The organism is uncultured Streptococcus sp. (assembly GCF_963456385.1).
In the GTDB taxonomy this organism is placed as follows: Bacteria; Bacillota; Bacilli; order Lactobacillales; family Streptococcaceae; genus Streptococcus.
On sequence record NZ_CAUOLF010000001.1, the window covers coordinates 1 to 18,474 of the forward strand.

At 41.9% G+C, this 18,474-nt stretch carries 18 protein-coding genes; all 18 read left to right on the forward strand.

Annotated elements, in window-relative coordinates:
* Positions 1-142 precede the first annotated feature (142 nt).
* Positions 143-688: a GNAT family N-acetyltransferase gene (locus tag RP262_RS00010; protein ID WP_295344327.1), complete on the forward strand. Its 546-nt coding sequence runs from the start codon at positions 143-145 to the stop codon at positions 686-688.
* On the forward strand, positions 654-1,253 hold the full coding sequence (nrdG, locus tag RP262_RS00015; RefSeq protein ID WP_009660213.1) for an anaerobic ribonucleoside-triphosphate reductase activating protein: 600 nt from the start codon (positions 654-656) through the stop codon (positions 1,251-1,253). The genes RP262_RS00010 and nrdG overlap by 35 nt, the downstream gene beginning before the upstream one ends.
* A gap of 203 nt (positions 1,254-1,456) precedes the next feature.
* The gene (locus RP262_RS00020; RefSeq protein WP_311153886.1) at positions 1,457-2,965 is read left to right on the forward strand and encodes an LCP family protein; all 1,509 of its coding nucleotides are present in this window, start codon (positions 1,457-1,459) and stop codon (positions 2,963-2,965) included.
* Complete coding sequence (gene cps4B, locus RP262_RS00025) at positions 2,962-3,693, forward strand: capsular polysaccharide biosynthesis protein Cps4B (protein WP_311153887.1); 732 nt, start codon at positions 2,962-2,964, stop codon at positions 3,691-3,693. The genes RP262_RS00020 and cps4B overlap by 4 nt, the downstream gene beginning before the upstream one ends.
* Before the next feature lie 7 nt (positions 3,694-3,700).
* Positions 3,701-4,396 carry a Wzz/FepE/Etk N-terminal domain-containing protein gene (locus tag RP262_RS00030; protein ID WP_002894051.1) on the forward strand — a complete coding sequence of 232 codons (696 nt, stop codon included), beginning with the start codon at positions 3,701-3,703 and terminating at the stop codon, positions 4,394-4,396.
* A 10-nt stretch (positions 4,397-4,406) separates the two neighbouring features.
* Positions 4,407-5,105, forward strand: a complete 699-nt coding sequence (locus RP262_RS00035) for a polysaccharide biosynthesis tyrosine autokinase (RefSeq protein ID WP_002911466.1) — start codon at positions 4,407-4,409, stop codon at positions 5,103-5,105.
* Between the two features lie 38 nt (positions 5,106-5,143).
* Positions 5,144-6,946, forward strand: a complete 1,803-nt coding sequence (locus RP262_RS00040; RefSeq protein ID WP_002928279.1) for a nucleoside-diphosphate sugar epimerase/dehydratase — start codon at positions 5,144-5,146, stop codon at positions 6,944-6,946.
* Between the two features lie 15 nt (positions 6,947-6,961).
* Positions 6,962-7,567: a sugar transferase gene (locus tag RP262_RS00045; RefSeq protein ID WP_072074733.1), complete on the forward strand. Its 606-nt coding sequence runs from the start codon at positions 6,962-6,964 to the stop codon at positions 7,565-7,567.
* 6 nt (positions 7,568-7,573) lie between these two features.
* Positions 7,574-8,434, forward strand: a complete 861-nt coding sequence (locus RP262_RS00050; protein ID WP_311153888.1) for an NAD-dependent epimerase/dehydratase family protein — start codon at positions 7,574-7,576, stop codon at positions 8,432-8,434.
* A 10-nt stretch (positions 8,435-8,444) separates the two neighbouring features.
* Positions 8,445-9,278, forward strand: coding sequence for a glycosyltransferase (locus RP262_RS00055; protein ID WP_311153889.1), 834 nt, complete (start codon positions 8,445-8,447; stop codon positions 9,276-9,278).
* A gap of 91 nt (positions 9,279-9,369) precedes the next feature.
* Positions 9,370-10,329: a glycosyltransferase family 2 protein gene (locus RP262_RS00060; RefSeq protein ID WP_311153890.1), complete on the forward strand. Its 960-nt coding sequence runs from the start codon at positions 9,370-9,372 to the stop codon at positions 10,327-10,329.
* A 5-nt stretch (positions 10,330-10,334) separates the two neighbouring features.
* On the forward strand, positions 10,335-11,258 hold the full coding sequence (locus RP262_RS00065; RefSeq protein WP_227965283.1) for a phosphorylcholine transferase LicD: 924 nt from the start codon (positions 10,335-10,337) through the stop codon (positions 11,256-11,258).
* The gene (locus RP262_RS00070) at positions 11,258-12,583 is read left to right on the forward strand and encodes an O-antigen polymerase (protein ID WP_311153891.1); all 1,326 of its coding nucleotides are present in this window, start codon (positions 11,258-11,260) and stop codon (positions 12,581-12,583) included. The genes RP262_RS00065 and RP262_RS00070 overlap by 1 nt, the downstream gene beginning before the upstream one ends.
* Positions 12,580-13,302: a 2-C-methyl-D-erythritol 4-phosphate cytidylyltransferase gene (gene ispD, locus RP262_RS00075; protein ID WP_072074728.1), complete on the forward strand. Its 723-nt coding sequence runs from the start codon at positions 12,580-12,582 to the stop codon at positions 13,300-13,302. The genes RP262_RS00070 and ispD overlap by 4 nt, the downstream gene beginning before the upstream one ends.
* A complete protein-coding gene (locus RP262_RS00080) occupies positions 13,283-14,368 on the forward strand; it encodes an NAD-dependent epimerase/dehydratase family protein (protein ID WP_311153892.1) in 1,086 nt (361 codons plus the stop codon). Before ispD ends, RP262_RS00080 begins: the two co-directional genes overlap by 20 nt.
* A gap of 10 nt (positions 14,369-14,378) precedes the next feature.
* Entirely contained in the window at positions 14,379-15,788 is a 1,410-nt protein-coding gene (locus tag RP262_RS00085; protein ID WP_311153893.1) for a hypothetical protein, read from the forward strand.
* Positions 15,789-16,242: 454 nt separating this feature from the next.
* The gene (gene galE / locus RP262_RS00090) at positions 16,243-17,259 is read left to right on the forward strand and encodes a UDP-glucose 4-epimerase GalE (RefSeq protein WP_311153894.1); all 1,017 of its coding nucleotides are present in this window, start codon (positions 16,243-16,245) and stop codon (positions 17,257-17,259) included.
* A 184-nt stretch (positions 17,260-17,443) separates the two neighbouring features.
* Complete coding sequence (locus tag RP262_RS00095) at positions 17,444-18,418, forward strand: acyltransferase (protein ID WP_311153895.1); 975 nt, start codon at positions 17,444-17,446, stop codon at positions 18,416-18,418.
* Positions 18,419-18,474: the final 56 nt, after the last annotated feature.

Genomic DNA, 18,474 nt, shown 5'->3' on the forward strand with positions numbered 1-18,474 from the left:
GCAAGGATTGGAACGAGTGCTGATTACCTGCGATGAAGACAACGAAGCCAGCCGCTGCACCATTCTCTCTGCTGGCGGTGTTTACGAAAATACAATCGACAGAAGTCAGCGCTACTGGATTGATATTGATTAAGGAGGGAGCATGGAGCTAAGACGACCAACTTTGGAAGATAAAGATGCGATTTTAGAGATGATTGCGGAGTTCGATGCAGCAAAATCCTATATGCACGGTGGCATGGGCTCCGCTTGGAAGCAAGCAAAGGATTATGAGGATTGGTTAAAGATTGTAGAGCAGCAGGAGGATGCTGCCAACCTGCCAGCAGGTTGGGTTCCTGCCATCAAATTTTTATCCTTTGATGAGACTGGCTTGCCTCTGGGGTTTTTAGCCCTGCGCCTATCCTTGAATGACAAATTATTTGTGGAGGGTGGGCATATTGGTTATTCTATCCGGCCTAGTCAACGCAGAAAGGGCTTGGCTAAGTTGCAGCTAGAGCTAGGACTAGCAGAGGCTCGAAAGCAAGGACTGGAACGAGTGCTGATTACCTGCGATGAAGACAATGAAGCCAGTCGACGCACGATTCTCTCTGCTGGCGGTGTTTACGAAAATACAATCGACAGAAGTCAGCGCTACTGGATTGATTTGGAGGATGAAGATGAACAATCCCAAACCTCAAGAATGGAAAAGTGAGGAGCTGAGCAAGGGGCGAATCATTGACTATAAGGCCTTTAACTTTGTAGATGGCGAAGGCGTCCGCAACTCCCTCTATGTCAGTGGCTGTATGTTTCACTGTGAGGGCTGCTATAATGCAGCAACCTGGTCTTTTAACGCTGGCATTCCTTATACCCAAGAGTTGGAGGATCAGATTATGAAAGACTTGGCGGAACCCTATGTGCAGGGGTTGACCCTCCTAGGCGGCGAGCCTTTTCTCAATACAGGCATTCTCCTGCCCTTGGTCAAGCGGATTCGGAGAGAGTTGCCGGACAAGGATATCTGGTCTTGGACGGGCTACACCTGGGAGGAGATGATGCTGGAAACGGAGGATAAGCTGGAGCTGCTGAGTTTGATTGACATTCTGGTGGACGGCCGTTTTGACCTTACCAAGAAGAATCTCATGCTACAGTTCCGCGGCTCTTCTAATCAACGCATCATTGATGTGCAGAAGTCCCTTGAGGCAGGCCAGGTAGTCATCTGGGACAAGCTGAATGATGGCCTCCAGGCCTATGAGCAAGTTGACAGAGATAAAATGCTTTAAAAAACAAGCAAAATACTGATATAAAAGAGGGTTCACCTCTTTTTCTGTTGCCAAAAACAGTATAAAATATCGGTTTTTCGAGAAGGGAGAAGGAATTTACTGAAAATTAATACAGACTGTCCTTTTTTGTCAACAAAATTTGAAAAAAACTAAAGTATTTTTAAATATTTTATTGTATCATAATGCATTTATGATATAATAAAATGTATTTATATCTCAGGGGAGAAAAAGGGAGAATTATGAATCATCATAGGAGAAATGTGCCTGCTTCTAAAAAGGGGAAGAAGCTTAGGCTCTTTAATGCAGCTTTACTGACATTGGTAAGCTTGGTTTCAGGTTTGCTTGTTTTTTCTATATTTAAAAATAATGTTCTGGCGTTTCATCACCTGAACCTTATTTTGTCTGCTCTTTTGGCGGCTGTTATTTTACTGGCAGCCTTCTTTATATGGAAAAATAAGTTCAAAGTCCTGACAACCTTACTTTTGCTTGTGACCTTGCTGGTATCCTCAGGAGCTATGTACGGGGTCAAGGAGCTGATGGACTTATCTAGAGTTGTGAACTCCACCTCAAATTACTCTGAAATTGAAATGGCCGTTTATGTCCGGACAGACAGCGATAAATCAGATGTGACTCAGCTGCAGAAGCTGACAGCTCCGACTGAAAATGGGGACAAGGACAATGTAGCGGCTCTTCTGGCTCACATCAAGAAGACTAAAAAGACAGAACTCACAGTGGAAAACAGCTCGTCTTATATCGCAGCCTACAAGGCCCTCATCAATCAAGAGACCGAGGCCATTGCCCTCAATAGTTCGTTTGGAGATATGCTGGCTTCTCACGATGCTGACTATGCTTCAAAGATAAAGAAAATCTATACTTATAAAATTACTCGTCAAGTAGAGACCGGCAAACGCAGGGATGATGCCAATGCGGATGTCTTCAATATCTATGTCAGCGGTATCGATACTTATGGCTCTATCTCATCTGTCTCACGCTCAGATGTCAATATCATCATGACGGTCAATCGCAAGACCAAGAAAGTCCTCTTGACAACAACTCCTCGTGATTCTTATGTGGCGATTGCAGACGGAGGGGCTGGGCAGATGGACAAGCTGACCCATGCAGGGATTTACGGAGTGGATGCTTCTGTCCACACGCTGGAAAATCTATACGGCATTCGCATTGACTACTATGTTCGTCTGAACTTCACTTCTTTCCTCAAGCTGGTAGACCTACTGGGAGGGATTGATGTTGAAAATGACCAAGAATTTACCAGCCGACATGGTAATCATCATTTCCCAGTAGGGAAAGTCCATATGAACTCAGATCAGGCATTAGGCTTTGTTCGCGAGCGTTACTCCCTTCAGGGGGGCGACAATGACCGCGGGAAAAATCAAGAAAAGGTTATCGAAGCAGTCATTAAAAAGCTGACTTCAACCAGTGCTTTGAAGAACTACAACGAGATTATTTCCGGCTTGCAGGACTCTATCCAGACCAATATGGAGCTGCCTGTTCTTATGAATCTGGTCAATACTCAGCTGGAGTCAGGGGGGAGCTATCAAGTTCAGTCACAAGCCATCAGCGGAAACGGCCGCATGGATCTACCATCCTACGCTATGCCAGATTCCAATCTCTACATGATGGAAATCCAACCAGAAAGCCTTGACAATGCTAAGGCAGCGATTCAGCAGGTAATGGAAGGAAAAACACCATGATTGACATCCATTCTCATATTATCTTTGATGTGGACGACGGTCCTAAGACCTTTGAGGATTCCAAAAAACTGTTGGAAGAAAGCTATCGACAGGGAGTTCGAACTATCATCTCTACTTCTCATCGCAGAAAGGGCATGTTTGAAACGCCTGAAGAGACCATTAGCGCTAACTTTAAAATGGTGAAAGAACTGGCAGAGCTTGTAGCGCCTGACTTGACGGTTCTCTATGGGGCAGAGGTATACTACACCAGTGATGTGGCGGATAAGTTGGAAAAGGGGATTTTCCCCAGTCTAGCTGGTACACGCTATGTGCTGATTGAGTTTAGCATGGCGACGCCTTATAAAGACATCCATACAGGTCTAGCTCAGATTTTGCGACTTGGCTTGACACCAGTCGTGGCTCATATTGAGCGCTATCACTGCCTGGAAAATGATGAAAAGAAGGTGCAGGAACTCATTAATATGGGCTGCTATACTCAAATTAATAGCTCCAGTGTTCTAAAGCCTAAGCTGCTTGGAGACTCGCATAAATTTATGAAAAAACGGGCTCAGTTCTTTTTGGAGAAGGACTTGGTCCACTTTGTTGCCAGCGACATGCACAATCTAAGTCAGAGACCGCCTTTTATGAAGGAGGCCTTTGACATTGTCGCTAAGAAATACGGTTCCCGCCGGGCAGGAGCCCTCTTTGGCGGCAACCAAGCATTATTATTGAAAAATGAATTGATTTAGGGGAAAAATGGAAAAACAAGAAAAGCAAATCGTAGAAATCGATATTCTGTCCTTGCTGAGAGCCTTATGGCTGAAAAAGTTCACCATCGTGTTGGGAGCTGTGCTCTTTTCTTTGCTGGCTTTTGGCTACAGCGTCTTTATTGCTAAGAAAATGTATCAGAGTACCACGCGCATCTATGTGGTCAGCCGTCAGAACGAAACGCAGGCAGCTTTGACTAATCAGGACCTGCAGGCGGGTTCATACCTCGTTAAGGACTTTAAGGAAATCATTCTGTCACAGGCGGTTCTATCACAGGCAATTAGTGAGTTGAAACTGCAAACGTCACCAAGAGAGCTGACGCGTCACATCACCGTTTCCGTTCCGGCGGATACTCGTATCGTTTCGATTACAGTTAAAGATGACAATCCGGAGGAAGCGGCTCGCATTGCCAATGCCTTTCGTAATATCGCCGCTGAGAAAATCATCGAGGTGACAAAAGTTTCTGATGTGACGACTTTGGAAGAAGCAACAGTCCCAGCAGAGCCTTCTTCACCAAATATTCGACGTAATGTTATCTTAGGATTTTTAGGGGGCAGCGTCCTGATGTCGATCTTTATCATCGCTGTAGAAATCCTGGATGATCGGGTGAAGAAGCCAGAGGACATTGAAGAAGTCATGGGCTTGACGCTGTTGGGCGTTATCCCAGATATGAACAGAATGTAAGGGAGAGAAAATGGCAACCTTAGAATTAGTTAGGAAAAAAAGGAACCTTGTCAAACTAACCGAGGAATACTACAATGCTCTAAGTACTAATGTACAGCTGAGCGGCGCCAATATCAAGATGGTCGAAATAAGCTCGGTGACGGCAAATGAAGGAAAGTCTACAACCTCAGTGAATCTCGCGGCCGCCTTTGCCAGAGCTGGTCATAAGACCTTGATGATCGATGCGGATATCCGCAACTCAGTCATGTCCGGTGTGTTTAGCAGTCAGAGAAAAGTATCAGGACTGACGGACTATTTGTCAGGACAGGCTGCCCTGCATGAAGTCATCAACGATACAGATCTGGACAACCTGGATGTGATCTTATCTGGTCCAGTATCACCTAATCCGACGGGGCTTTTGCAAAGCAAGCAGTTTGATGCACTTTTGACTGACTTGCGTGTCCGCTATGACTACATCATCGTAGATACTTCACCGATTGGTCTGGTTATTGATGCGGCTATCATCGCTCAGAAATGTGATGCTAGCTTCTTGGTGACACAAGCAGGACATATCAAACGAAAAGCAGTCATGAAAGCTAAAGAGCAGTTGGAACAAACAGGAACTCCTTTTTTGGGTGTTGTCCTCAATAAATATAACATTGACTTGGAACGCTATGGTGCCTACGGAACTTATGGGGGATATGGCAGCTATGGCAATTATGGGAAATAGGGAATAAAGAGTTTTAGGATAATTGGGAGATTAGGAACATGACAAGAGCGAGAAAAAGAGTCATCTTAATTATTGTTGATATTATTTTGCTCAGTATAAGTCAGGGGATTTCAAAATTCTTCTTAGCAAAATATGTCGGGATAACGGATTTATCTTTTGTCTCTATTTTAATGGGGATTATTGTACTGTATTTGACATTTGCAACACTATCGAATGTCTTTTCTACCATTACAAGGTATACAGATTACAAAACAATGTTTCGAGTAGGGGGCTCAATTTTAGGAGCTTACTCAATTGTATACATTGTAGAGAAAATTTTTTATGAATCCACAAACAGTAGATATATTGTCCTTTCTATGCTGCTATCGTTTTTGTTGGTTATTGCTTCAAGGCTGACTTGGCGGGAGATTCATGAATTCGTGCAGCACCCTTCAGCCTTACTGGGTAAGAAAGTAGATGGGACAAAGACCCTTGTTGTTGGTTCAGGGGATGGTGCTAGTCTCTTTATCAAAACGGCCCAGCAAAAATCAAAAGATTTAAAGATAGTCGCGATTGTAGATGACGATAAGAATAAGCAAAATACGTATCTTCATGGAGTAAAAGTTGTAGGAACAACTGAGCAGATACCTGAAATTGTAGGGAATTATGAAGTCGAACAAATTGTCATTGCCATTCCTTCGTTGGCTCCGGATGATTACGAACGAATCGTAGAGTATTGCCAACAGACGGAGGTCAAGGTCAATGCCATGCCTAAGTATGAACAGGTGATTACGGGGAAACTATCTGTCAGCAAACTTCAGGAAATTGATATTGCAGATCTGTTAGGGCGTAAAGAAGTTAAGCTGGATCAGCAAAGTTTGAAGTCCAATATTAAATGCAAGACAGTTCTAGTTACGGGGGCTGGTGGGTCAATCGGCTCGGAACTTTGCCGTCAGATTGCTCAATTCTGCCCAGCTAGGCTCCTGCTTCTAGGTCATGGAGAAAATTCAATTTATTTGATTCACAAGGAGCTGTCAAGCCGTTATAAAGATGATATTGAGTTGATTCCAATCATTGCAGATATTCAAGATAGAGAGAGGATTTTCCATATTATGGAAACCTATCGACCTGATCGAGTGTATCATGCAGCGGCTCACAAACATGTTCCTTTGATGGAGTACAATCCGACAGAAGCGGTCAAAAATAATATCTATGGCACGCGAAATGTAGCAGAAGCAGCAAAGGCAGCTGGTGTCGCGAAATTTGTCATGATTTCTACAGATAAGGCAGTCAACCCGCCTAATGTTATGGGGGCAACTAAGCGTGTGGCAGAAATGGTCGTGACCAGTTTAAATGAAGAAGGAAAGACTCTTTTCTCAGCTGTTCGCTTTGGGAATGTTTTGGGTAGCCGAGGTAGTGTCGTTCCTTTATTCAAGGAACAGATTGCTAAGGGAGGTCCTATCACCGTGACGGACTTTCGAATGACACGTTATTTCATGACCATACCAGAAGCCAGCCGCTTGGTGATTCAGGCTGGGGCCTTGATGCAAGGGGGAGAGGTTTTTGTCTTGGATATGGGCGAGCCTGTGAAAATTTTGGATCTAGCTAAAAAGATGATCACGCTCAGCGGCCATACTGAAGAGGAGATTCAGATTCAGGAAGCAGGCATTCGACCGGGCGAAAAGCTTTATGAAGAGCTCTTGTCTGCCAAGGAAAAGGTCAATGATCAAGTCTATGAAAAGATTTTTGTAGGGAATGTTCAGTCGTTACCCAAGACCGAGGTGGATTCCTATGTGGACTCTCTTCTGACTCTTGGTGCAAATGACCTCAAGGACAGCCTGGTAAAGTTTGCACAGCAATAAGTTTTTAGGATAATCATGTATAAATTTTTTAAACGAACATTAGATATAGTCCTGTCATTCTTAGGAATGATTGTCTTATCACCGTTTTTTCTGCTTCTAGTACTTGCTATTAAATTGGATTCAAAAGGACCAGTTTTGTTCAAACAGAAGCGGATTGGTCTGCATAAGAAACACTTCTATATTTTGAAATTCAGAACGATGCGAATGGATACACCTAAGGATACCCCAACTCATTTACTGGAAAATCCTGAGCAATGGATTACAAAGGTTGGAAAATTTCTTAGGAAGACGTCTCTGGATGAGTTGCCTCAGATTTGGAATATTTTTGTCGGTGACATGAGTATCATAGGTCCAAGACCGGCTCTTTGGAATCAGTATGATTTGATTGAAGAGCGAGACCGCTATGGAGCAAATGATGTTTTGCCAGGTCTGACGGGATGGGCTCAGATTCACGGGCGAGATGAGTTGCCGATTGCTAAGAAAGCTGAATTGGACGGCTACTATGTCCAGCATTTGTCTTTTGGATTGGATGTCCGCTGTTTCTTTGGCACCATTAAGAGTGTTGCCAAGAGCGAAGGAGTTGTCGAAGGCGGCACGGGAAATATGGAAAAGAAAGATTAAAGGCTGATGAAAAGAATATTAATTACGGGAGAGGGTAGCTATATCGGCCGGAGCTTTAAGAGGTATGTTTCTTCACGGGAGGATGTCCAGGTTGATGAGCTGGACGTCCGCGGAGAAACCTGGAAGGAGAAAGATTTTTCGTCTTTTGATGTAATTTTGCATTTGGCGGCGATTGTCCATATCTCCAACCCATCAAAAGAGATGGAATCGGTATATAATCAGGTCAATACTCAGCTACCTTATGAATTGGCTCAAAAGGCTAAACGCGAAGGTGTCAAACAGTTTATCTTTATGAGCAGCATGAGTGTCTACGGAGAAGTTTTGGGAGACCGGGTTATCACAAAAGACACGCAAGAAGGTCCTGATTCTTTTTATGGCAAAAGCAAACTAGCTGCTGAGCAACTTCTGGCGGAATTGGAGAGCGAAGATTTCAAATTGGCAGTTTTACGGCCGCCCATGGTTTATGGTCATCAAGCTAAGGGAAACTATAAACGACTGTCAAAGTTGGCTCAGAAGCTACCAGTTTTTCCTTTGGTCCAGAATGAACGTAGTATGATTTATATTGATAACCTTTGTGAGTTTATCAGACTGATTGTTCAGAATCAAGACAGCGGTGTCTTCTATCCTCAAAATCAGGACTATGTCAATACCTCTCAGCTAGTCAGAGAAATAAAAAGGACTCATGGCCAGAGAGTAGTCTTGCTGCCTGCATTTAACTGGATTTTAAAAAGACTGTCCCGCCATGTTTCGACTCTGAATAAACTGTTTTCGGATTTAACTTATGAAAAAGAGATGTCTAGCTATCCTCAGTCTTATCAGGTGGCAGATTTTAGGAGGTCTATTGAGAGGACGGAGAAGGGAAACTAGTTTAGGATGATTGGGGGGATTGTTAGTGAAATTTTCGGTATTGATGTCTGTCTATCAGAAGGAGAATCCGGATTTCTTAAGAAAGAGCCTAAATAGCGTTCTTATAGAGCAGAGCCGCAAGCCAGATGAGCTTGTCCTTGTAGAGGATGGGCCGCTGACAGAAGAGTTGTATCAGACGATTCAAGATTTCAAGGAAACATTTCCAGAGGTGAAAGTTCTACCTTTAAAGGAAAATGTCGGATTGGGAGAAGCTTTGCATCGGGGAGTTGAGGCTTGCTCTTATGACTGGATTGCTAGAATGGATACAGATGACATTGCGACACCGGACCGTTTCCAGCAACAAGTGGACTATATTGAGCAGCATCCGCAGTTAGATGTTTTGGGTGGCAATATCATAGAATTTGACATGGAACCAGATCAAATAATGGCAGAGAAAAAAATGCCGCTTTCCCATGAAGAGATTATCAAAAGGTTGCAGCGGAGAAATCCTTTCTGTCACATGACGGTATTTTTCAAGAAATCATCTGTTTTAAAAGCTGGTAATTACAAGCCCTTGCCTTTAGTGGAAGACTATTATCTTTGGGCGAGAATGGCTGCTCAGGGCTGTCGTTTCGCCAATCTTAATCGGGTCTTGGTTTATGCTCGAGTCGGAAACGGCATGCATACGAGAAGAAGCCAGACAGAGCAGATTGCCAGCTGGAAAGTAGTCAACACTTTTTTGCTGTCACATGGTATGCTAAACCGAGGGCAATATTATCAAAATATGTTGATGATTCGCGCTTTTGTGGGAACACCTATTTGGATAAAAGCGTTTATTTATAAGTATCTGCTTAGAAGAAAGTAATCTTCTTCACAGACAGAGCAGTCTAGCTTAGATAGGGAGAAAGCTAGGAGTTAGGGGGATATAGAATGAAAAGTTTAGGAAGGAGGGAGAAATGATTTCTGTCGTGATGGCGACCTATAATGGGGCGGATTTTATTTTGGAGCAACTAGACTCTATCCGCACTCAAAAGCTGAAGCCTGATCAGGTCATTATCTGTGATGACTGTTCGACAGATCAGACAGTGGTGTTAATCAGGGACTACATCACCAAGCACCAACTGACTGATTGGCAGCTGATTGAAAATCAGGAAAATTTGGGTCATTATCGAACTTTTATAAAATTAGCGAGTTTGGCTGAGCACGATAGTGTTTTTTTCGCTGATCAGGATGATAAATGGCTTCCTGATAAAACAGCTGCCTTGCAGAAAGTGCTGTTAGAAACAGACGCTGCTATGGTGTATGGCCAGTCTTACTTGATTGATCAAAATGGTCAGGTCATCAAGGAGCCCAAGGTTTCAGGAGAAAGGCAAGAAAGAAATCTAGCTTGGCTTCTGAAAAAATGGCCGTCAGGTTATCAGACAGCTTTTAGAAAGTCGGTACTGGCTGATATTTTGCAGCAGCAGTATACGGATTATCCTGGATTTGACTATCATGATGTTTTATTTGGTATGCTGGCTCCATTGTATGGAAAAGTTGTTTGCTTGGACCAGCTTCTGGATCAGCACCGCATTCATCAGGCAAATGTAACCCAGTCTGCGTCGTCGCTCAGTTTTAACAAAACAAGGTTATCTAGGATTAACTATTTACAGAAGGTCATCAGTCGCTATAAATCTGTGAAAAAAATCGCAGAGGAGCGACAGATTTCTGAGGCGGATCATCGCCAGGTTGCTAGGGCTTTGGTCTTGACCAATCTTAGACTGAAATTATTACAGTCTAGAAATCCATTTTGGGCTTTGGGCCTGATGTTTCAAATAAGGGAGTATCGAACAATAAAAGATTTCATTAGTGATTTGGTATACACCTATTCACTGAATGGACTTGCTAGGAGATTATTGAAAAAGTTTGGGAGGTAAGAAAAATGAGAGGAACCAGTAAGATTGAATGGGAGTTGGCTTTGGGAGAACGCTTCAGTCCCATGTATCAAAAAATTACGGATGATAAATTAAAGGTTTTACAAAAAGCCTATTTAAAAATGTACAAAAAATTTGATGCAGAATGTCGTCGGCATCATATTCATTCCTACATGGTTGCAGGGACCTTGATTGGTTCTTTGCGACATGGGGGCTACATCCCTTGGGACGATGATATCGACTTAGTGATGTTCCGAGAGGACTACAATCGTCTGCAGGAAATCTTTGCGGACAGCGAGGACTTCGAGCTGATCTCTCCTGCGGATGCGACAGACAGTGTCTTTAAGGTTCTAAAGCTGCAGAGCAAGTCACTGACCTACTATGATGTTTTGGGAGAAGGTTTCAGTAAAAAGAAACATCTTTATCTTGATATGCTGCCAATTGACTTTGTCCCAGAGAATAACATGCTTCGCAAGCTCAAGGGCCTTCTATTCAGAGCCTTGGATTTGTCACACAATAGCTCACGCTGCTATACAAAGTTTACTCCGCATCTGACCTATATGGCTAAAGAATCCAAAGAACTCAGACAAAATCTTTGGATCAGAAGACTGATAGGCTTCCCTTCTTTTATCATGGGGCCGGCTAATATGTATAAGTTGATGGAAAAACTCATTCAGTCTAATAAGAAGACTTCAAAAATAACAATTGCTTATGGTGTAAAAGGCTATTTGGGAGAGACTATTGACTATGAAAGTTTCTATCCAGCTAAGAAGTATTCCTTTGAAGGCTATGAGTTCGATGGACCTAATGATGCGGACAAGTATCTGACTAATCGCTACGGTGATTACATGACACCGCCTGAAAGAAAAGAACAGACAGAACGTCATGTCAGACTGAGAGATAATTGGGTTGAATTAATAGAAGGAAGATAATGGTTTTTTTACTAATTTTGGGAGGCCTTTTCCTATTGTTTTTGACAATCAAAACAGTAGGAAGAGACTATGCTAACCCGGCTTTTATATACTTGGCAATATGGATGATAGCAAGCATTTTTACTGCATTTTATTCATCCAAATGGGGAGAGGGACTTTCTCTGATAACGGTCACTGTTATCTTTGTTGGGAATGCCATTTTTTTAATGGGAGTCCTTTTGTCATCGAATTTGTTTGCTGAGAGGAAGTTGGACGCCAAACCTAGTCAAATAAAGGTGAGTAATTTTTTCATTATTTTAGTTCTCTTATTTTTGGCTTATGCGGTCAGATTTATTTATTCCGATTTGCTTTACTTGGCGGCGCAGAGCAAGCAGGTACCGGGTGGATTGTTTAAAACCATTGAATTGGCTCGGCATATGACTACAAATTATGATTTCTCTCTTAGTCGTCTTAGCCTCAATTTGTTGCGGGTTAACTTTTCCTTAGGAATTGTTTTCTTCTATTTTTTCTGTGAGTCTCTTTTTTCGGGAAAAGATGGCATTTTTTACAAGGGCAAGTTATTGCTGGTTAGTCTGATTTCTTTAGGTGTTTCCCTCTTGTCTACCGGACGTACGGAGTTGCTGGGCTTGGTTGCAGGCTATGCTATTGTGTATATGCTGTTTTTCTCGAAGTATTATTCGTGGAGAGACAACAGGTATGGTGTAAAGCTTTTTCGCTCTTTGCTGATAATTGGCTTTGTATTCCTTGTCTTATTCATGGCGGTTGGAACCTTTGTTCTCAATCGAGTGGATAGTCGGGCAGAGTTCGGAATTTTGGATAATTTGGTTAAATATATGGGTTCACCCATTCAGGCTTTAGACTACTATCTGAAAAATCCTACTCTTTATAGCGATAATCAAGTCTTTGGAGAAAATACTTTTATTGCTATCTATGGAACATTGAAATCCCTCGGTCTGTCTAGCCATGAGCTGACACCTTTCTTGCCTGTTGTTCATTTTAACGACGATAAAACCAATGTTTACACAATTTATTACTATTTTATCAAGGATTTTGGCTATTTCTCAGTCCTTATCTTTCAGCTTTTATATGGCTTCTTTTACGGAAGTTTCTACTATTCTATCAAAAAACGCTATTTCACCCCGCTAAAGGTTATTGTTTTCGCTTTATTTGCGTATCCTTTAGTCATTTCATTCTTTCAGGAAACGTTGCTGTCATTGTTGACAACCCATATTAATCGGATTATCTATGCTTTTGTGATTTATATGGCAGCTGATTTACTGAGTAGAGTGCGATTTACAACGAGAGGAAGGAAAGTATCGGTATGACGACATCAGCTCTGATATTCGCAGGCGGCACAGGCAGCCGCATGAATACCAAGACCTTACCCAAGCAGTTTTTAGAGTTGCACGGTAAGCCAATTATTATTCATACGATTGAGCACTTTGAAGACCATCCAGCAGTCTCGGACATTGTGGTTGTCTGTGTAGACGGCTGGCTGGACTACTGCAGAGATTTATTAGCTCGATTCAATATTAAAAAAGTCAGTCAAGTAGTTCCTGGTGGAGAGACTGGCCAAATGTCTATTTTTAATGGTCTCGCTGTCTTACGGGAAAAGTACAAGAACGATGACGACTATGTGTTGATTCATGATGGTGTTCGCCCTTTGATTGACGGGGGAATCATTTCTAAAAATATTGAGGCAGCAAAAAAGTATGGGGCAGCTATTACGGTTAAGCCGGTTATCGAAACAGTTATTCAGGTCGATGAGGCGGATGTTATTAATCAGGTTATCGAGCGTTCCACTTGCCAGACAGCTGTCGCCCCTCAAACCTTCGCGCTTTCGAAGATTCACTCCCTGCATTTAAAAGCTCAGGCAGAGAATCAGTTTGATATGACGGATTCTGCGACACTGGCTCGTTATTTTGGACTCCCTCTGCATACAGTTATGGGGGGCAGCGAAAATATTAAAATTACGACTCCATCTGATTTTTATATTTTTAGAGCAATTTACGAAGCGCGTGAAAATGCACAAATTTTTGGTTGATATGGCAAATAATACGATTTTACAAAAGGATATGGAAGACCTAGCTACTGTCAGTCCTATTCTCAGAGAACTGAGAAATGTCACAGTCTTGGTAACCGGAGCAACGGGACTTATAGGCAGACACTGCATTTCCACTTTGCTGGCTTTAAATGATTTGTACGATGCCAATGTCAGAGTAGTAGCCTTGGCACGAAATCAGAAAAAAGCGGAAGATCTATTTCAAGATTTTTTACATAGCGAGAATCTGCAGCTAGTGTATGCTGACTTGCTGTCAGATTGGCAGATAGAGGAGGATTTGGATTATATTATCCATGGAGCCAGTGCGACGGACTCCTCTTTTTTCGTTAAGCATCCTGTGGAGACGATTGATCTAGCCGTAAATGGAACGAAAAAACTGCTGGATCTGGCTAAAAATAAGCAGGTTCACAGTATGGTCTATCTCTCTTCTCTGGAAGTCTATGGGACGACAAATCCAGATGCTTCCAACATTAACGAGAAAGATTACGGTTATTTGGATCCAACCAGTGTCCGTAGCAGTTATTCGGAAAGCAAGCGCATGGCAGAATCCTTGTGTGTAGGCTATTGTCATCAGTATAAGGTACCAGTGAAAATGGCTCGTTTGTCACAAACCTTTGGTCCAGGTGTGAGCTATGAAGACAACAGAGTTTTTGCGCAGTTTGCGCGTGCTGTCCTTGAAAAAAGAGATATCATCCTCCGAACTAAAGGGGAAACTGTTCGGAACTACTGCTATACCAAAGATGCTATTGAAGCCATTTTTTACATTCTGCTGAAAGGCCAAGCAGGTCAAGCATATAATGTCGCTAATAAAGAAACGGCTATTTCCATTCGTGAGATGGCGGAGATGGTTATTGAACGAAGCGATAGCAATGAATCGAATTTGGTCTTTGATTTGGCAGAGGATGTGGAAAAGCTAGGCTATAATCCGACAGTTAAGATTCGTCTCAATACGGACAAGCTTGAAAGTTTGGGCTGGCAAGCTCATACTGATTTAGAAACCATGTTTTTACGTTTGATTGAGAGCATGGCGTCAGATAGGAAGAAATAGGAGGGCAAATTTGTCTGGTGGATTTAAAAAAATAGTAGCTAATTTTTCCTATGTCGTCTTGTCCAATTTGCTGACAGTAATAGTTTCTTCTCTGGTTGTCTTGATTTTGCCTAAGATTATGGGTGTAGAGGAGTATGGATACTGGCAACTCTATATTTTTTATTTATCTTATGCCGGTTTTGTTCATCTAGGCTGGGTGGACGGAATCTACCTTCGCTACGGTGGTTTGGAGTATGATGATCTGGATAAAGAAAAGTTTTTCTCTCAGTTTCTCATGCTTTTGATCTATTTGACAGGGATTGGAATTTTATTTTTCTTAGGGACTTCTGTCTTTATTAGAGATGAGAGCAGTCGGTTTGTTTTTATACTTTTGGTTTATACCATGTTGGTCACCAATCTGCGCTTTCTCTTTGTTTACGTTTTGCAGATGACTAATCGACTGAAGGAAAGTTCTTATGTTGTCAGTGGAGACCGACTCCTCTATTTACTGCTTTTACTGGTCTTTATTTTCGTGGGTTTTCGAGACTTCAAGATTATGGTATATGCAGATTTGATTGGTAGAGTTGTTTCGCTTTTTTATGCCATGTATCTGTGCCGAGATATGGCCCTGCGACCTCTCAATCAATTTAAGCTTGATATACAGGAAACGGTTCGCAATATTGCTGTCGGTATCAATCTGATGCTATCAAATGTAGCCAGTATGCTCATTATCGGAACGGTTCGAATGGGGATTCAAAAGGTATGGAACATTGCTACATTTGGGAAAGTATCCTTAACCCTGAGCATTTCCAATCTACTTATGACCTTTATCAACGCTATCGGTTTGGTCATCTTTCCGATTTTGAAACGGACGGACGAAAGCAAGTTGCCTAAGATTTACAATCAGTTGCGGAATGTCCTTATGGTTCTTATGTTTGGTGTGCTTTTGCTGTATTATCCCCTAAAAATAGCTTTGGACAGCTGGCTACCGGCTTACAGAGAGTCCTTGATATTTATGGCTCTAGTCTTTCCTATGTCTGTCTACGAGGGTAAGATGGCACTGCTTATCAATACCTACTTAAAAGCCTTGCGAATGGAGAGGCAGATTTTTAAAGTAAATGTAATTGCCATGCTCTTAAGTTTCGCTACTACCTTGATTTTTGCAGTTTTTCTGCGCAATCTGAATGCTACAGTTCTGTCTATCGTGCTGTTGCTGGCGACTAGGAGTATATTGGCAGAGCTAATCTTAGCCAAGAGGATGCAGATTGATGTCGTCAAAGATATCTGGGTTGAGTTGTTAATGACACTTGTGTTTATTACTTCGAATTGGTTTTTATCAGTTTATCTAGCTGCAGCAGCCTACGGATTTGTCTATCTGACCTACAGCATTTACAAATACCAAAGTTTGAAAGGTCTGCTCCAACAATTGCGGGCTCGTTGATGCTTGATAAATTATAAATAGTTTAACAATCTAAATACTAAGCCCTGTCCGGGCTTTTTACGTTTGTAATGTAGCGTTAACATACAAAGCTACTTACTAAAGTTACTCTGGCTACAATCAGTTTGCTGAACTATATATTGTATATAGCGGAAATGAAAGACAATTTTTCCAGTAACTTATTGCGGATTATGGTATTTTTTGAGAATAATTAGAAATTAGCTAAAATAATTCCGTTCTTTATGCCTGAGAATATAAATGGTTTTGCAAGTTATTCTACCATGAAGAGATTTCAAAAGGCATCAGGAGAGCAGAGCTACTAGGATAGCAAATTAGGCTGGTTTTTGGTATTTTAAGTAAGTGCAGAATTCGGCGGTCAACTTTAGAAAGAGAAATACCTGTTAGTTGCAATAGTAAAATTAAAGAGAACTTGAGGATTAGCAAAAAGAGGTGTCCTATGAAAAAAATTTTAGTCACAGGCGGAACGGGGTATATAGGAAGTCACACAGTGGTTGAACTGGTCGCCGCGGACTATGGAGCTATTGTCGTGGATAACTTTTCGAATAGCTCTCCAGAAGTACTAGAGCGCTTAGAAACTATCACTGGTGTGAACATCCCGTTTTACAAGGGTTCGATTTCTGATAAAGATCTGATGAACCAGATTTTCGAAGATAATCACATTGATGCAGTCATTCATTTAGCGGCCTATAAATCAGTAGAAGAATCGGTGCGAGAACCACTTAAATATTACGAAAATAATGTCAGTGCTGGTATTGCTCTTCTTGAAGTTATGAAAGAGCACAAGGTAGAACATATTATCTTTAGCTCCAGTGCCACGGTCTATGGAATGAATCATTGTTCATCCTTGACAGGAGATTTATCTACTTCAGCGACCAATCCATATGGTTACACCAAGCTGATGATGGAACAGATTTTGACGGATCTTGCTCTTGCACATTCAGATTGGTCTGTAACCAATCTTCGCTATTTCAATCCAATTGGTGCCCATGAGTCTGGTCTGATTGGTGAGGCTCCAAATGGAATTCCTAATAACCTTATGCCTTATATTACTCAGGTTGCGGTCGGTAAATTACAAGAGCTTAGCGTTTTCGGAAATGATTATGATACGCATGACGGTACAGGAGTGCGGGATTATATCCATGTAGTCGATTTAGCCAAGGGCCATGTTTTGGCTTTGAAACATAATTTAGAAAACAAGGGGGTCGCTGTTTTCAATCTTGGTACAGGGATTGGTTATAGTGTACTGGATATGGTTAAAGTCTTTGAAAATGTCAATGGTGTGAAAATTCCTTATACTATAAAGGATAGGCGACCTGGAGATGTGGCGACTTGCTTCGCTGATGCAAGTAAAGCAAATGACATTTTGGGCTGGAAAGCTGAGAAAACTCTCCAAGATATGATGCGAGATTCTTGGAGATGGCAAAGCTCAAATCCTAATGGCTATGAAGGCTAATGTAGAATACCAGTCAGGTGAATAAAACTCTTCTGTAATAGTGCAGAAGAGTTTTTCTATATAAGAGCTGTTTTCTCCTACAGATGCAAAACTTTTTAAAGCATGTCATCAATTGATATGTTTTTTAATGGGCATGTAATCTGGTCTTGATGAGCTGTAATAATAAACATGCTATAATGTCTGCATGAAGACTGAAAACACAACTTTGCACGCTTTTAAGGCCCTAGCTTGCTTTAGTATTGTTTCCTTACACTTTCTGCTGCCGGGGCAATTTGGCGTTTTTTATCAAATTGTGGCCCGCTTTGCAGTTCCTTTTTTCATGATGCTGTCGGGCTATTTTTCCTTCAATATTTCCAGAGATAAGGTCAAGTATCGTCTCAAGCAGATGCTCCTTTTGACAGCTGCCAGTCTGATGTTTTACACGATTGTGCATTTTGTCAACTTGCTGCTGACAAGAGAGTTAACAGAAAAGATGGCAGCTATAGACTTGTCTGATTTTGCGGACTTTTTCCTCTTTAACAGTCCCAGAGACTTGATTGGCTCGGCTGCTACGCCGACTTGGTATTTGCTGGCTATTTCTTATATCTACACGCTTTATCTGGTTTTTTATAAGCATTTTCACCGCTTAACTAGCTTGGGTGTGTCATTGTTCTTGTTGATCCTGGCCTTTTGTATCGAGTTCAATACAGATAGCGAATTTTACTATCGCAACTTCCTGTTTATGGGTCTTCCCTTTTTCATTCTAGGGATGCAGTTTGCTAAGCATCGGGATCGGATTTTAGCCTATGACTTGTCGTCTGTCAGGAAATGGGCGATCGGTCTAGGAATAACTGGTTTGATTTTGCTCGAGTACTGTTTCATGGGTACGGAATATGACCTCTATCCCAGCACTCTTTTTTCATCCAGTGCGATTTTCCTCTATGCGGTCAGAAATGGGAGCGATATTGACATTCCGATTTTGAATAATATCGCTAAGAGATACGCGACCATGATTTATATCATTCATCCTTTCATTATCTTCATTTTCAGGTCGATAATGCCTCGGAATAGCATTTATAGTTTTGGCTTTTTTATCATTTTCTTGCTATCTTACTTGCTGAGCATAGCTTTTCAGAAAGTCATCAGGCCCAGACTTATCAGTGCACTTCCGGCTCAGTGATGTAAGCTAGCAGAGCTTATTCTCGCATTCACTCCAAACCAAAAGCAACAGACCAT

What these genes read in the sequence shown, in the direction of transcription:
- RP262_RS00070 (WP_311153891.1), top strand. Translation starts at nt 11,258, where the DNA reads ATGGTTTTTTTACTAATTTTGGGAGGCCTTTTCCTATTGTTTTTGACA.
- RP262_RS00050 (WP_311153888.1), top strand. Translation starts at nt 7,574, where the DNA reads ATGAAAAGAATATTAATTACGGGAGAGGGTAGCTATATCGGCCGGAGC.
- RP262_RS00010 (WP_295344327.1), top strand. Translation starts at nt 143, where the DNA reads ATGGAGCTAAGACGACCAACTTTGGAAGATAAAGATGCGATTTTAGAG.
- galE (WP_311153894.1), top strand. Translation starts at nt 16,243, where the DNA reads ATGAAAAAAATTTTAGTCACAGGCGGAACGGGGTATATAGGAAGTCAC.
- RP262_RS00045 (WP_072074733.1), top strand. Translation starts at nt 6,962, where the DNA reads ATGTATAAATTTTTTAAACGAACATTAGATATAGTCCTGTCATTCTTA.
- cps4B (WP_311153887.1), top strand. Translation starts at nt 2,962, where the DNA reads ATGATTGACATCCATTCTCATATTATCTTTGATGTGGACGACGGTCCT.
- ispD (WP_072074728.1), top strand. Translation starts at nt 12,580, where the DNA reads ATGACGACATCAGCTCTGATATTCGCAGGCGGCACAGGCAGCCGCATG.
- RP262_RS00060 (WP_311153890.1), top strand. Translation starts at nt 9,370, where the DNA reads ATGATTTCTGTCGTGATGGCGACCTATAATGGGGCGGATTTTATTTTG.
- RP262_RS00020 (WP_311153886.1), top strand. Translation starts at nt 1,457, where the DNA reads ATGTATTTATATCTCAGGGGAGAAAAAGGGAGAATTATGAATCATCAT.
- RP262_RS00080 (WP_311153892.1), top strand. Translation starts at nt 13,283, where the DNA reads ATGCACAAATTTTTGGTTGATATGGCAAATAATACGATTTTACAAAAG.
- nrdG (WP_009660213.1), top strand. Translation starts at nt 654, where the DNA reads ATGAACAATCCCAAACCTCAAGAATGGAAAAGTGAGGAGCTGAGCAAG.
- RP262_RS00030 (WP_002894051.1), top strand. Translation starts at nt 3,701, where the DNA reads ATGGAAAAACAAGAAAAGCAAATCGTAGAAATCGATATTCTGTCCTTG.
- RP262_RS00040 (WP_002928279.1), top strand. Translation starts at nt 5,144, where the DNA reads ATGACAAGAGCGAGAAAAAGAGTCATCTTAATTATTGTTGATATTATT.
- RP262_RS00065 (WP_227965283.1), top strand. Translation starts at nt 10,335, where the DNA reads ATGAGAGGAACCAGTAAGATTGAATGGGAGTTGGCTTTGGGAGAACGC.
- RP262_RS00095 (WP_311153895.1), top strand. Translation starts at nt 17,444, where the DNA reads ATGAAGACTGAAAACACAACTTTGCACGCTTTTAAGGCCCTAGCTTGC.
- RP262_RS00035 (WP_002911466.1), top strand. Translation starts at nt 4,407, where the DNA reads ATGGCAACCTTAGAATTAGTTAGGAAAAAAAGGAACCTTGTCAAACTA.